Raw genomic sequence first — 14,579 nt, 5'->3', positions numbered from 1 at the left:
TTCGCCCGGCTGACTACTCCTCATCATCACCATCGGCGTGAGAGCGGATGAGCGCCATAAACTCTTTACCGAAGCGCTCCAGCTTGCGCGTCCCCACGCCGTTGACGCTGAGCATCTCGCTGGCGCTCAGCGGCATCTGCTCGGCCATCTCAATCAGCGTCGCGTCGTTGAACACCACGTAAGGCGGGATGTTTTCTTCGTCGGCGATGGCTTTACGCAGCTTGCGCAGTTTGGCGAACAGCTTGCGGTCGTAGTTGCCGCCGTAGGATTTCTGCATCACGCGCGGCTTCAGGGCGATGACGCGCGGCACGGCGAGCTTCAGTTCAATTTCACCACGCAGAACGGGGCGAGCGGCCTCCGTAAGCTGAAGCGCGGAGTGCTGGGCAATATTTTGCGTGGCGAAGCCGAGGTGGATCAGCTGGCGAATGATGCTCACCCAGTGCTCGTGGCTCTGCTCCTTGCCAATACCGTAGACCGGCAGCTTGTCATGCCCCATATCGCGGATACGCTGGTTGTTGGCACCGCGCAGAACTTCCACCACGTAGCCCATCCCGAAGCGCTGGTTCACACGGTAAATGGTCGAGAGCGCCTTACGCGCGTCCATCAGGCCATCGTACTGCTTCGGCGGATCCAGGCAGATATCGCAGTTGCCGCACGGCTCCTGTCGCCCTTCACCAAAGTAGTTGAGCAACACCAGACGGCGGCAGGTTTGCGCTTCGGCAAACGCGCCCATCGCGTTGAGCTTGTGGCGCTCGATATCCTGCAGCTGTCCCTGCGGTTTTTCCTCCAGGCAGCGGCGCAGCCACGCCATATCGGCCGGATCGTAAAACAGCATCGCTTCCGCAGGCAGCCCGTCACGCCCGGCGCGGCCGGTTTCCTGATAGTAGGATTCGATATTGCGCGGGATGTCGAAATGCACCACAAAGCGCACGTTCGGCTTGTTAATGCCCATTCCGAACGCCACCGTCGCGACGACGATCTGCAGGTCGTCGCGCTGGAATTTTTCCTGCACGTCGGCGCGGATGTGGTTCTCTAACCCGGCATGATACGCGGCGGCGCTAAAGCCGCGGTTTTGCAGACGCGCGGCGGTGTCTTCCACCTTCGCACGGCTGTTGCAGTAGATGATGCCGGACTTGCCGCGCTGCTCCTGGACGTAGCGCAGGAGCTGATCCAGCGGCTTGAACTTTTCCATCAGCATATAGCGGATGTTAGGGCGGTCGAAGCTGCTGACCTGAATATAGGGGTCGTTCAGCCCCAGCAGACGAACGATATCCTGCCGCGTTGTGTCATCCGCCGTGGCGGTGAGCGCCATAAACGGCAGCTCGGGGAAGCGCTGACGCAGCTGGCCGAGGGCAGCGTATTCCGGGCGGAAATCGTGTCCCCACTGGGAAATACAGTGCGCTTCATCCACCGCCAGCAGCACCGGGTTCCAGTGCGCAAGATGGTCGAGGAAGTTATCCAGCATCAGGCGTTCCGGGGCGATATACAGCAGGCGGATCTGCCCGGTGCGGCACCCGGCCATCACCTCTTGCTGCTGCTCCCGGGTTTGCGTGGAGTTAAGACAGGCTGCCGCCACGCCGTTGGCGAGCAGTTGGTCAACCTGGTCTTTCATCAGAGAAATGAGAGGGGATACCACGACCGTCAGGCCGTTAAGCACCAGCGCGGGCACCTGATAACAGAGGGACTTACCGCCGCCGGTCGGCATCACCACCAGGCAATCACGACCTTCCAGCACCGTTTCAATGATGGTTTCCTGGCCGGGGCGGAACTGCTGGTAGCCAAAGGTTTCATGCAAAACCTGTTTAGCCAGCGACTCCTGATTCAATACTTCCGCCTGCGCCACGTTAACCCCATATGCCTGAAATGAAACAGGCGCTATTTTCAGCGCCTGAGAGAGAAACTTCAACGTTTAACGCAAAAACATTCGAGCAGCCTAGAGAATATCGTTCAGCATCACGCCCACGCCGACGCGGGTCTGGTTGAAGTTGTAATCGATAAGCGACTCGCCGTAACCGCTGTACACCTGAGTATAGATACGGACATGCTTCGTCATTGGATAGCTTAAGCCCACTTCTGCACCGCCGTAGCCGGTGTTCCAGTTGTACTGACCTTTGGCGCTGAGCACGGCATCACCTAACTGGTAGCCGACTTTGAGCTGGTAGTAGCCCATATATTTGGTGATATCCGGGTTATCATCGGTTTCGCCCACCACATACCACGGCTTCACTTCCACCATCCAGTTACCGTTCTGCGCCATCAGACGCGTATAGGCACGGTTCCAGCTGCGCGAGGTGGGGTCAGAGCGACCGTTTGAATCGTGGTTAAAGCCCACTTCAACGTCACGCAGCGTCCAGCCCGCAAACTCATAATCCGTTGCAAAACCGAGGAACAGCTGCGGCTCATAGTTGGTTTCACGGAACGGTGAGGACTCGCCGCTGTTAGAGAGCTGCCACCAGGATTTCTGCGTGTAAGACGCCCCGAGCACCGAGTTCGGCCCCAGAATGCCGCGCCAGAACGGGAACGCGAGGCTGAGCTGGAACTTCACCTCATCTTTACGCGCATTATCAGACCAGTTATAGGAGCTTATCGCCTCTTTGTTGAGATCGCTGGTCTGGGTATAAATCACGTAGTTGGTGTCATACGGGTAGAGCGTGAACGGATTGTCATGCTCCTGAAGAAGGTTCGCGATAATGCTACCGTGAACGGCAGGTTTATCATGCACCTCTTTGATCGTCGCTTCCTGCGCATATGCTGTGAGGGGCAGCGCAACCGCCGCCAGTAACCAGGCCAGATACGTCCGCATCGGTGGTGTTCTCCTGCAAAAGAGTAAAATTAGCTGAATAGTTATGTGGCGGACATTCTACAGACTTCTGCGACAACTGCTGCATCCTCGTTTCTGAAAGTGGAATTCCTTGTTGCCGAGGCATAAAATCAACATTTCGTTAACAATAAGGATGTGATGCCTCATGTCAGCCATGCTTACCGCCGAAGAAGTGTTAAAACTCGTGGGCGAGATTTTTGTTTACCATATGCCGTTTAACCGTGCGCTGGGACTGGAGCTGGAGCGTTACGAAAAAGACTTCGCCCAACTGAGCTTCAACAACCAGCCGATGATGGTGGGTAACTGGGCGCAAAGTATTTTGCACGGCGGCGTGATCGCCTCCGCGCTGGATGTGGCGGCAGGTCTGGTCTGCGTGGGCAGTACGCTGACCCGCCATGACACCATCAACGAAGACGAACTCCGCCAGCGTCTGGCGCGCATGGGCACCATTGATTTGCGCGTCGACTACCTTCGCCCGGGGCGCGGAAATCGCTTTACCTGTTCCAGCAGCCTGCTGCGCGCGGGGAATAAAGTGGCCGTGGCGCGCGTTGAGTTACACAACGAAGAACAGGTGTATATCGCCAGCGCAACCGCCACTTATATGGTGGGTTGATACGGCAAAATCGGGTAAAATTAATTCACTTCTTTGTAACGGATTTTCCCGATGGATGCTAAACAGACGCGGCAGGGCGTTTTACTCGCCCTTGCCGCTTATTTTATTTGGGGTATCGCCCCGGCGTATTTCAAGCTTATCGCCTACGTTCCGGCCGATGAGATCCTGACTCACCGCGTTATCTGGTCGTTCTTTTTTATGATCGCGCTGATGAGCCTCAGCCGTCAGTGGTCGGGCGTCAAAACGCTGTTTAAAACCCCTAAAAAGGTCTTCCTGCTTGCGCTGTCAGCGGTTCTGATTGGCGGCAACTGGCTGCTGTTTATCTGGGCGGTGAATAACCATCACATGCTCGAAGCGAGCCTGGGGTACTTCATTAACCCGCTGGTGAACATCGTGCTGGGGATGATTTTCCTCGGAGAGCGCTTCCGCCGGATGCAGTGGGTGGCGGTGATTCTGGCCTTCTGCGGCGTACTGGTGCAGCTCTGGACCTTCGGCTCGCTGCCGATTATTGCCCTCGGTCTGGCGTTCAGCTTTGCGTTCTATGGCCTGGTGCGTAAGAAGATTGCGGTGGAAGCGCAGACGGGGATGCTGTTTGAAACCCTGTGGCTGCTGCCCGTGGCGGCGATTTATCTCTTTGGCATCGCCGACAGCGCCACCAGCCATATGGGCAGCAACCCGTGGTCGCTGAACCTGATGCTGATGGCGGCGGGCGTGGTGACCACCATTCCTCTGCTGTGCTTCACCGGTGCCGCGACGCGCCTGCGTCTCTCCACGCTGGGCTTCTTCCAGTACATTGGCCCGACGCTGATGTTCCTGCTGGCAGTGGTGTTTTACGGCGAAGTACCGGGGGCGGATAAGATGGTGACGTTCGCCTTTATCTGGGTGGCGCTGGCGATTTTCGTCGCGGATGCGATTTATACCCAGCGCAGGGTGCGCAAAGGGCTGTAGTGCCTTTTTGCCGGATGGCGGCTGCGCCTTATCCGGCCTACAAGATCTGTAGGCCCGGTAAGCGCAGCGCCACCGGGCGGATTCTCAAAGCCAGTTACGACGCTTAAAGTACAGATACGGCGCCAGCCCCGCGAGGATCATAAAGATAATCGCCCCCGGGTAGCCAAAGCTCCACTTCAGCTCCGGCATAAACTCAAAGTTCATCCCGTAGCTGGACGCCACCAGCGTCGGCGGCAGGAACACCACGGACACCACCGAGAAGATCTTGATGATGCGGTTCTGCTCGATGTTGATAAAGCCCATCGCCGCCTGCATCAGGAAGTTCACCTTCTGGAACAGAGATTCGTTGTGCGGCAGCAGGGATTCGATATCTCGTAAGATCTCGCGCGCCTGCTCCAGCTGACCGCCCGGCAGACGCGCCTTGCGCACCAGGAAGTTCAGCGCGCGCTGGGTATCCATCAGACACAAACGCACCTTCCAGCCGATATCTTCCAGCTCCGCCAGCGTGGAGAGCGCTTCGTCGTACTCATCGCCCTGATGGCCTTCCATGATCACGCGGCTCAGCTTTTCCAGATCGCTGTAGATGTTTTCAATTTCGTCCGCCAGCTGTTCAATTTTGGTCTCGAACAGATCGAGCAGCAGCTCGTAAGCGTTACCGTCCACCATTGCCTGGCTGCGGGCGCGCATGCGGTAGAGACGGAATGCCGGCAGCTCGCGCTCGCGCAGGGTAAACAGACGGCCGTCGCGAATGGTAAACGCCACGGTGGAGTTACCCGCGTGGTCTTCCGCATCTTCGAAGAAGAAGAAGGAGTGAATGTGCAGGCCGTCTTCGTCTTCAAAAAAACGCGCGGATGCTTCGATATCTTCCAGTTCCGGGCGGGTTGCCAGGCTTTGCCCCAGCTCAGATTGTACGCGAAGGCGCTCATCGTCGTCCGGCTCGACCAGATCCACCCATACGGCATCAATGAGGGGCTGTGACTCTTCGGCTTCAAGCCGAGTCAGTCGGTTATTTTCGAGTTGAAATGCGCTCAACATGACCGGGACTCCCAATGCAAAAAATATCGGACAGTTCGGTGGGCACACAGAAACAAATTGGGTTTCAGACCATTAAACAGCCTGACTCAGCGCGACGGGAATAGTGCAGGTCGCTGACAACCACTAAGGCCATCAGCAAGAGGAGATAGCCTTAGGAGTTGTTCCTGGATGACAGGGAATTGAGCCAGTATCTACTGGGTGTGTCCAAGGCGAATGTCCTCTTAGCGTAATCGTGCGCGCATGTTACGCCAGCTATAACTGTGGCGTCAACACGCAACGGAACGCTGAAGGGCATTAATTGACCTTCACTGTATAAGGCTAGCAGATTATTACAAAATAATTATATTTTTCTGAATGTTAGACTGTTTCCAGCTTCGCATAGGCCGCCACCAGCCATTTGATCCCCTGCCCCTGGAACGCCACCTGCAGACGGCTGTGCTCGCCGCTGCCTTCCAGATTCACAATGGTACCTTCGCCAAACTTCGAATGGCGCACGCGCTGGCCCAGCTTATAGCCGGTGTCGGTTTCCGCAATCGGCGAGCCCATGCGCTGATGGCTGACCGGACGGCTGATGCTCGCCCGCAGACGCACCTCTTCCACGCACTCCTCCGGCAGTTCGCCGATAAAGCGCGACGGACGGTGATAAACCTCTTTACCGTACAGGCGGCGGGTTTCGGCATAGGTCAGCGTCAGCTTTTGCATCGCGCGCGTCACGCCCACGTAGGCCAGACGACGCTCCTCTTCCAGACGACCGCCCTCATCCAGCGACATCTGGTTCGGGAACATCCCCTCTTCCATCCCGACAATAAACACCTGCGGGAACTCCAGGCCTTTGGCGGAGTGCAGGGTCATCAGCTGAACCGCATCCTGCCAGGTATCCGCCTGCCCTTCGCCCGCTTCCAGCGCGGCGTGGGAGAGGAACGCCTGCAGCGGCATCAGGTCTTCGTCTTCTTCGTTATAGCTGAACTGGCGCGTTGCCGTGACCAGTTCCTCTAAGTTCTCAATACGGGTCTGGCCCTTCTCGCCCTTTTCCTGCTCGTACATGGTGCGCAGGCCGGAGTCTTTAATCACCCGGTCGGTCTGCACGTGCAGCGGCATATCGACGGTTTCCTGCGCCAGGGCGTCAATCAGCTCAAGGAAGCGCTGTAACGCGCTGGCGGCGCGCCCGGCGAGGGCTTTTTCCTGCAGCAGCTCGCGGCACGCCTGCCACAGCGTCAGTTGGCGATCGCGCGAGGCCTGACGCACCACGTCCAGCGTGCGGTCGCCAATCCCGCGGGTCGGCGTATTGACCACGCGCTCAAACGCCGCGTCGTCGTTACGGTTCGCAATGAGGCGCAGATACGACAGCGCATCTTTGATTTCCTGGCGTTCGAAGAAGCGCATGCCGCCATAAATGCGGTACGGCATGCTCACCTGCAGGAGCGCCTCTTCCAGCACGCGCGACTGGGCGTTGCTGCGGTAGAGAATGGCGCACTGCTCCAGCGCGCCGCCGTTGTCCTGCCAGGTTTTTATGCGGTTCACCACGAAGCGGGCTTCGTCGAGCTCGTTGAAGGCGCAGTAAATCGAAATCGGTTCGCCGTCGACGCCGTCGGTCCACAGCTTTTTACCCAGACGCCCGTTGTTGTTTTCAATCAGGGCGTTGGCCGCGCTCAGAATGTTGCTGGTTGAACGGTAGTTCTGCTCCAGACGGATGGTTTCCGCGCCGGGGAAGTCGTTGAGGAAGCGCTGGATATTTTCTACCTGCGCCCCGCGCCAGCCGTAAATCGACTGGTCATCATCGCCCACGATCATCACCTTGCCGGTATCACCGGCCAGCAGGCGGATCCACGCGTACTGGATGTTGTTGGTATCCTGGAATTCGTCCACCAGGATATTGGTGAAGCGTTCACGGTAGTGCTGCAGGATGTGCGGCTTGTTGAGCCACAGCTCGTGGGCGCGCAGCAGCAGCTCGGCGAAATCCACCAGACCGGCGCGATCGCACGCTTCCTGATAGGCCTTGTAGACGTTCTGCCAGGTCTGCTCGACCGGGTTGCCGAAGCTCTGAATGTGGTGCGGGCGCAGCCCCTCGTCTTTCTGGCCGTTGATGTACCACATCGCCTGACGCGGCGGCCACTGCTTCTCGTCGAGGTTCATCGCCTTGATCAGGCGCTTCAGCAAGCGGAGCTGGTCTTCGCTGTCGAGGATCTGGAAATCCTGCGGCAGGTTGGCGTCCATATGGTGCGCGCGCAGCAGGCGGTGCGCCAGGCCGTGGAAGGTGCCGACCCACATGCCGCCCTGGCTGGTGCCCATCAGTTGGGCAATACGGTGGCGCATCTCTGCCGCCGCCTTGTTGGTAAACGTCACCGCCATAATGGAGTACGGTGAGCAGTTCTCCACGCTCTGCAGCCAGGCGATACGGTGAACCAGCACGCGCGTCTTACCACTGCCCGCCCCAGCCAGCACCAGCATGTTGGTGCGCGAGGCGGCAACCGCGTCACGCTGTTTGTCATTAAGGCTGTCGAGCAGGTAAGAAACGTCCATTGGCACCGTCACATAGTATTCAGGAACACAGCAAAACGCCCGGTGGCGCTTCGCTTACCGGGCCTACAACTGCAAACCCCTGGTAATTTATACAATATTACTGGTGATTATATCAGCGTCGTGAGGGATGCCAACCGTGAAATTTCCACGTGCGGCAGAAGACGACTGTCCAGCGTGGTCATCAGGTCGGCGTTTTCCGGCTTGATCCAGCAGGCCTGCATGCCGCAGCGGATAGCCCCGGCCACGTCCGTGGTCAGATCATCCCCCACGTGCAGAATGTTACCCAGCGGCAGGTTAAGCTTTTCCGCCGCCAGATGGTACATATCGCTGAACGGCTTCGCGCGCCCGTGAGGGCCTGCGCGCAGCACAAATTCAAAGTAATCGCTGAGGCCAAACAGCTCGGGCTGGGCATTGCCGTTGGTGATGGCCACCAGCGGCCACTTTTCAGCAAGCTTCGCCAGCGTCTCGTGGGTTTCCTGCGGCACGTCGATACGGCTGCGCCATTTGGCAAAGTTTTCCATTGCCGCTTCGGCCCCGATGGCGGCGTCCTGCACGCTCAGGCCCACGTTGAGCATCGCCTGCTCAACCGCACGACGACGCCATTCGGTCACGTCGTGGTAAATGTCCGGCTCGGTCTCACGCAGGGACTGACGCAGCTTCTGAAAATCCTTGTTCTGTATCGCTTTCAGCGCGGGATGGTAGTTCTGCACAAACGCCAGCGACTCCTGCTCGGTACGCAGGATCACCTCGCGGTTGTCATAAAGGGTGTCATCAAGGTCAAACGTCAGGGCCGAGATCTGACCAAGTGGGCGGTAAAAACGCATTATTTCCCCCGTTTGGCGCGTGGATGCGCCGCGTCATACACCGAGGCAAGGTGTTGGAAGTCTAAGTGGGTATAGATTTGAGTGGTCGACAGATTTGCGTGGCCAAGCAGTTCCTGCACGCCGCGCAGATCGCCGCTCGACTCAAGCATGTGTGTCGCAAAGGAGTGGCGCAGCTTGTGCGGGTGAACGTGGCTGTTCAGCCCCTGCTTAATGCCCCACTCCGCAAAGCGCTTCTGCACGTTACGCGCCGAGATCCGTTTGCCGAGTTTCGACAGGAACAGCGCATCCTCTTCGCTGCCAAACAGCCCGCGTAGGTCAAGCCAGTGCTCAATCCAGGAGACCGCGTTGCGGCCAATCGGCAGACGGCGCTCTTTGCTGCCCTTACCCATCACCCACACTTCACCAGATTCCAGATCGAGATGCTTGAGGTCAAGGTTGACGAGTTCAGACAGACGCAGGCCTGCGCCGTACATCACCTCCAGCATCGCGCGGTCGCGCACGGCCAGCGGATCGTTAAGGTCGATATCCAGCAGGCGGTTTACGTCATCGACGTCGATATTTTTAGGCAGATGGCGCGGCGCTTTCGGCGTGGCGATCCCCTTTGCCGGGTTGGCTTTTAAGCCCCCCTGGCTGACCAGCCAGTCGAAGAAACTGCGCAGCGCTGAGAGCCTGAGCGCCAGGCTCGCCGGGCTGAGATTTTTTTTACGGCTACGCACGACGAACCCGCGTACCGTCGCAGCGTCACATTGTTGCCAGCTTTTCAGGCCGATTTCGTCGGCAATCTGCATGATGGCATCAAGCTGACGCTGATAGTTAAGCAGGGTAATGGGGCTAAGCTGACGCTCCACGCCCAGATAGCGCAGAAAGCGCGAAACATCAGTGGCGAGCAGTCCGTCCGTCATACGCGCTCAATCCAGCGCTCCAGCAGCTCGGGCAGCATCAGGGCGATCTCCTGCAGCAGGTGCGTGGCTTGCCCCTGCTCATAGTGATGCGCGTCGCGGCTGGTAAATAACATGACCCCCAGATCGCCATCGCGCCCCATCAGCGACATCGCTACCGAGCCAATCGCTTTGGCTTCCGGTAATACCACCAGCAGCTCAGGCCCGTTCAGCGGCCCCAGATAGTGGTGCTCATGGCCCAGACGCTGAATGCGCAGCGGTTCAAACGCCTGACGGCTGAGCGCCAGATGGGTAAACCCCGACGGCGCGCCAATGCGCCAGCGGTCAGGGAACAGACGAATCGTTGCGCCTGCCAGCCCCAGCTCCCGGGCCCAGCGGTGAAAGCGGCTGAGGAACTCGTCAAGGCTATGCGCCGACGCCAGACGCGCCTGCAGGTGCAGCAGACGATAGAACAGGCTTTCGTTGGTGCTGGCCTGCTCCATCAGCAGCGTCATGTTCTCTTCAAGCTGATTGATGTGGTTACGCGAGCGCGCCATGTGCCATTCGACCAGCGACACGGTCCCGCGAACCGGATGCGGCACGCGCATCTCTTCGACGACGCGTGCATTGCGAATAAAAAACTCAGGATTGCGCAGCAGATAATCAACAACAGCTCTGTCGTCCAGTTCCGTCACTGTTTCCTGCAGTTCTTCCCCTGGTTGTTTCATAGATGGATAAACCCGTCATAGACATGTGCCGCCGGGCCAGTCATATACAGTGGATGACCCGGTCCTTTCCAGGCGATATCAAGCCGACCGCCCGGTAACTCCACGCGAACCTCTTCTGCCAGTAACCCCTGAGAGATGCCCACGGCCACCGCAGCACAGGCACCGCTTCCGCAGGCCTGAGTCTCGCCCGCGCCGCGCTCGTAAACCCGCAGGCGAATGTGCTCGCGCTTCACCACCTGCATAAAGCCGATGTTCGCGCGCTCCGGGAAACGCTCGTGGCTTTCCAGCACCGGGCCGAGCGTTTCGACCGCGGCGGTTTCCACATCATCAACCTGAATCACGCAGTGTGGGTTACCCATTGAGACGACGCCGCACAATACTGTCTGCTCGGCCGCACGCATAATATAGGTCTTTTCCGCTTTGTTTGCGCGAAACGGCACGACGGAGGGCTCGAAGTTAGGCTCGCCCATGTTCACGCGCACCAGTTCATCATCGGTGACGCTGAGCACCATGCGACCATTGGCCGTGCTGACGCGAATATCACGCTTGTTGGTCAGCCCTTTCAGGCGGACAAAGCGGGCAAAACAGCGCGCGCCGTTTCCGCACTGGTTAACTTCGCTGCCGTCCGCGTTAAAAATACGGTAGTGGAAATCGAGGTCGGGATCGTACGGTGGCTCGACCACCAGCAGCTGATCGAACCCCACGCCCAGATGCCGATCCGCCAGGCGACGGATCAGTTCCGGGGAGAAAAACACATTCTGCGTTACCGCGTCGACGACCATAAAATCGTTGCCAAGGCCATGCATTTTAGAGAACTGCATCATTTGCTCCATTGCGCGGGTACAGAACGTTGTCGTCAGAGATTAACCTGAGTCGGGCCACCGTTGTCGCCACGATCGTTAGTATTTGGCGTGGTAGACTCAATGCCGCTTTGCACGGGTTTCGTCGGCGGCGGCGCGGTTTTATCCGCAGGTGGGAAGTACAGTGGTCCCTTCAGTCCGCAGCCAGTCAGGCTAAACAGCGTGATGAGAACGGCAAGCGTTCGGAAAGCGTTTTTCATTATAAAGTTGCCCGTAAGTTCAAATCTGTTTCTATCATCGCAGGAGAAGACACAAAAGCAAGAGTTTGCCGCTTTCCTGCAACGGGAATTATTTAGGGTTATACTGCCGGCATCACGAAAAACAGGAACAAAACCATGAACGACAGTGAATTCCATCGCCTTGCCGACAACCTGTGGATGACCATCGAAGAGCGTCTTGACGACTGGGACGGCGACAGCGATATCGATTGTGAAATCAACGGCGGCATTCTGACCCTGAGCTTCGAAAATGGCAGCAAAATTATTATTAACCGCCAGGAGCCGCTTCACCAGGTCTGGCTGGCCGCGAAACAGGGCGGCTATCATTTCGATCTGAAAGCCGGGGAGTGGGTTTGCGACCGCAGCGGCGTCACGTTCTGGGATCTGCTGGAACAGGCCGCGACCGCGCAGGCGGGTGAGGCTGTGAGTTTCAGGTAGTTTTGTTGCCCGGTGGCGGCTGCGCCTTACCGGGCCTACAACGGCTCGAACCGTGGGCCGGGTAAGCGTCATCGCCACCCGGCAACAGCGACTCGGACCGTAGGCCGGGTAAGCGTCAGCGCCACCCGGCGAAAAGGCTCAGGAGAAATACTGCTGCAACAGCGGCGCGGTTTCCTGATTGGCAGGCGCGGCAGGCGTTACGGCCTGGGTCCGGAACGGGATCACCTGCGTACGACCGTCGACGTTCACAATCTGGTAGAACTGCGGCAGGTTAAAGTTGATAAAGCTTGAGCCGTAGGTGAAACGGTCATGCGAAGAGGAGTAGAAGCGGCTGACGTCGCGCACCAGCTCCTCTTTACTGCCTTCACAGTGGTGATACACCTCGGCGCGGTTGGTTTCATCCAGAATGTAGATGTTGAACCCGGCGTCCTCACCCGACTCTTCAAAGAAGAACTGAATAATCCCTTCGCTGGCGAATCCGTCCACCACCTGCGGCAGCTTAACGTGGTTAGTTTCCACCTGCACCGACAGGCCATGCAGCTTGTTGTGCGAAATCGCGCCGTAGAACTCGATGGCGTTTTCCAGCTTCTGTACCGACACGTTCAGGCGCTCGAAGAACAGGCCCCAGGTCTGACCGGAGACGCGCAGCGCTTTGAAGCGTCCGGTCTCCTGACGGGTGCTGGAAAGACGCAGTTCGATACACTCAGAAACCAGCTGCTGCACGCGAGTACGAATTAAACCGCGCAGATGCTGGCTATAGCAGAACACTTCGACGCTGTCCGGCGGGGCGGCATCCTGGTGCATCTTGCCGAGAATGGTTTTCAGCGCTTCGATCATCGCCTGCTCGCCGTTGAAATGCAGGGTACGCACTTCGTTCCACGAGTTGCGGTACAGCAGATCCACGCTGCCCACCAGACAGTTTTGCTGCTCGCCAAAGCTGAAGACGTCCAGCTTGCGGAAGTCAAAGTGAACCACCTGATTGCGGAAGGCCGCCGTCGGGTCGTATTCCAGGTTGACAATAATCGCCAGATGGCGAATCTCGCATGGGCTGTAGAGCGCTTTCGGCGTTGGGGCAGGCAGACGCAGCGGGAAGTGGTGCGACACATCCGCGACCATCTCCTGCAGCTTAGCGAGATCAACCACCTCGTTGCCTTTGATAAACAGGCGCGTGCGCGAGGTCAGCAGGCCGTTAAACCAGGCCCAGGCCACCAGCTTGTTCAGGTAGCGGTTATATTCCAGCGGCTGATGGCTGACGATCGAATCCATGCTTGGCGCACGGTTATACAGATACCACCCGGTGCGGTTCGCGCGGCCCGGCGGCACAAAGATAAAGGTCAGGTTCGGTTCTGACAGGTCTGGCGAAATCTGCGGGTTAACCAGGGTGACTTTACCCGGCAGCGCTTCAAACGCGGCGTACAGCTTACGGGTCAACACCCCGATGTCCTGCGGGCTGGCGGAAACGCTGAGGTTGTTACGACGCGCAAAGCGGATCAGGTTACGGTAGCTTTGCATCATCGCATCGAGCAGTTCGTTGTGCGCTTCACGCACCTGATCGATTTTCCAGTTGGCCCGGTTGTCGAGCATGGACAGACGCGCTTCGTCCCATCCCCACTCTTTCACTAACTGACTGACCACTTCACGACGCCAGCCCACGCAGGCGCGCTCGCGGCTCAATTTCTCACAGACTTTGAGATAGAAACATCGACGCACCAGGTCAAGACGCGTGGTGTCATCAATGGCTTTCAGGTATTCGGTCACGCGCTCCAGCATCATGCAGTAGGCGTCCAGCCCGAAGGAGACGATCTCCCCGTCGTGCAAACGCTGCTTGATATCTTTCGCCAGCAGGCGCGGCGTAGGGTATTCCCAGGAATAGGCTTCCAGCAGCAGCGTTTTCAGCACCGCTTTGTACGGTGAGTCGATACTTTTATAGAGCTGCCAGAGGCTTGCGCCAAAATACTCTTCGGCTGACAGAGAGCTCAGACCGCCGAGGTCCAGCCATTCGTTTGGCGTCAGTACGCCCTGCGCGTAAAGCGACATGACGTAGTCATCGTAATGCTCTTCTTCTTCGCACGGGACCATATTCCACAGAATACGCTTCCCGGCCAGACGCACAGCAGTACGGTAAAATTCATCCAGCAATAAGATGTGCTGAGTCGAGCCGCAGTCCTCCCCCCCCAGACTGCCGCTTTCGTTATGGCGGAAACGGTTTTCATCAATCAGGAAGAAGCTCACTTCCACGCCGAGCGAGGCCGCCCAGCTCTCCAGCAGGCTGCACTTGCGCTGCAGCAGCTGACGCTCGTCGTTATCAAGCCAGGACTGATGGCAGACCCAGATGTCCAGGTCCGAAGAACAGCTTTGCCCTACCGATGAGGTGCTCCCCATAGAGTAAACGCCGGTAATCGGCAGTTCACCTTTCGGAGACTCCTGTGGCGGCATGCCGCGGTAGAGTTCCAGCTCGTTCAGGTAATGCTGTTGGGTTTCATCAGGCGTGAAAAGGCAAATGCCCTGGGGAACGTTACCGTCAAGGTAGCCAGGCATCAGCGGATGGTGATAGTGCAATAATGTCGGCAGCAGACTGTATACCTGCTGGAAAGCAGGGCCCATGGCAGCAAGCGCGCGATCCACACGCAGTTGATTAATGGCATCCAGTCTCTGTTTCAGAGTCTCAATATAGAGGTACAAGACGTATCGCCTGA

Annotated in this window: 14 protein-coding genes; 3 read left to right on the top strand and 11 right to left on the bottom strand. The window is 58.0% G+C overall.

All coding sequences use genetic code 11. From position 1 onward, the window contains the following. Positions 1-13: 13 nt before the first annotated feature. Positions 14-1,843 (bottom strand): ATP-dependent DNA helicase RecQ, encoded by a 1,830-nt coding sequence (gene recQ / locus KIF87_RS20245; protein WP_213330364.1) that lies wholly within the window; start codon positions 1,841-1,843, stop codon positions 14-16. A 90-nt stretch (positions 1,844-1,933) separates the two neighbouring features. After that, positions 1,934-2,803 carry a phospholipase A gene (pldA, locus tag KIF87_RS20240; protein ID WP_023333803.1) on the bottom strand — a complete coding sequence of 290 codons (870 nt, stop codon included), beginning with the start codon at positions 2,801-2,803 and terminating at the stop codon, positions 1,934-1,936. 163 nt (positions 2,804-2,966) lie between these two features. On the opposite strand from pldA, the gene yigI reads away from it, so the two are divergent. Beyond that, entirely contained in the window at positions 2,967-3,434 is a 468-nt protein-coding gene (gene yigI, locus KIF87_RS20235) for an acyl-CoA thioesterase YigI (protein WP_032644790.1), read from the top strand. Positions 3,435-3,485: 51 nt separating this feature from the next. Further along, entirely contained in the window at positions 3,486-4,382 is an 897-nt protein-coding gene (rarD, locus tag KIF87_RS20230; protein WP_023333804.1) for an EamA family transporter RarD, read from the top strand. An 84-nt stretch (positions 4,383-4,466) separates the two neighbouring features. On the opposite strand, the gene corA is transcribed toward rarD, so the two are convergent. From corA to lptM, 8 genes are all read right to left on the bottom strand, one after another. After that, entirely contained in the window at positions 4,467-5,417 is a 951-nt protein-coding gene (corA, locus tag KIF87_RS20225) for a magnesium/cobalt transporter CorA (RefSeq protein WP_008501540.1), read from the bottom strand. Between the two features lie 151 nt (positions 5,418-5,568). Continuing rightward, on the bottom strand, positions 5,569-5,625 hold the full coding sequence (ysgD, locus tag KIF87_RS20220; RefSeq protein WP_212743980.1) for a YsgD/CorL family protein: 57 nt from the start codon (positions 5,623-5,625) through the stop codon (positions 5,569-5,571). A 149-nt stretch (positions 5,626-5,774) separates the two neighbouring features. Next, a complete protein-coding gene (gene uvrD, locus KIF87_RS20215; protein WP_213330362.1) occupies positions 5,775-7,937 on the bottom strand; it encodes a DNA helicase II in 2,163 nt (720 codons plus the stop codon). Between the two features lie 107 nt (positions 7,938-8,044). After that, a complete protein-coding gene (gene yigB / locus KIF87_RS20210) occupies positions 8,045-8,761 on the bottom strand; it encodes a 5-amino-6-(5-phospho-D-ribitylamino)uracil phosphatase YigB (RefSeq protein WP_213330360.1) in 717 nt (238 codons plus the stop codon). Further along, positions 8,761-9,663 carry a tyrosine recombinase XerC gene (xerC, locus tag KIF87_RS20205; RefSeq protein WP_121423322.1) on the bottom strand — a complete coding sequence of 301 codons (903 nt, stop codon included), beginning with the start codon at positions 9,661-9,663 and terminating at the stop codon, positions 8,761-8,763. Before xerC ends, yigB begins: the two co-directional genes overlap by 1 nt. Further along, positions 9,660-10,367, bottom strand: a complete 708-nt coding sequence (locus KIF87_RS20200; RefSeq protein WP_023309626.1) for a DUF484 domain-containing protein — start codon at positions 10,365-10,367, stop codon at positions 9,660-9,662. Before KIF87_RS20200 ends, xerC begins: the two co-directional genes overlap by 4 nt. After that, positions 10,364-11,188, bottom strand: a complete 825-nt coding sequence (gene dapF / locus KIF87_RS20195; RefSeq protein ID WP_008501545.1) for a diaminopimelate epimerase — start codon at positions 11,186-11,188, stop codon at positions 10,364-10,366. Before dapF ends, KIF87_RS20200 begins: the two co-directional genes overlap by 4 nt. 35 nt (positions 11,189-11,223) lie before the next feature. Next, a complete protein-coding gene (lptM, locus tag KIF87_RS20190; protein WP_014885650.1) occupies positions 11,224-11,427 on the bottom strand; it encodes an LPS translocon maturation chaperone LptM in 204 nt (67 codons plus the stop codon). A gap of 135 nt (positions 11,428-11,562) precedes the next feature. Between lptM and cyaY the strand changes: the two genes are divergently transcribed. Next, positions 11,563-11,883, top strand: a complete 321-nt coding sequence (gene cyaY / locus KIF87_RS20185) for an iron donor protein CyaY (RefSeq protein WP_213330358.1) — start codon at positions 11,563-11,565, stop codon at positions 11,881-11,883. Positions 11,884-12,021: 138 nt separating this feature from the next. Here the strand turns inward: cyaY and cyaA are convergent, their stop codons facing one another. Further along, positions 12,022-14,565 (bottom strand): class I adenylate cyclase, encoded by a 2,544-nt coding sequence (gene cyaA / locus KIF87_RS20180; protein WP_213330356.1) that lies wholly within the window; start codon positions 14,563-14,565, stop codon positions 12,022-12,024. Between the last annotated feature and the right edge of the window lie 14 nt (positions 14,566-14,579).

The organism is Enterobacter sp. 120016, from assembly GCF_018383635.1.
In the GTDB taxonomy this organism is placed as follows: domain Bacteria; phylum Pseudomonadota; class Gammaproteobacteria; order Enterobacterales; family Enterobacteriaceae; genus Enterobacter; species Enterobacter asburiae_D.
The sequence above is the reverse complement of the archived record's forward strand: the minus strand, read 5'-3'. Positions and strand labels throughout refer to the sequence as shown.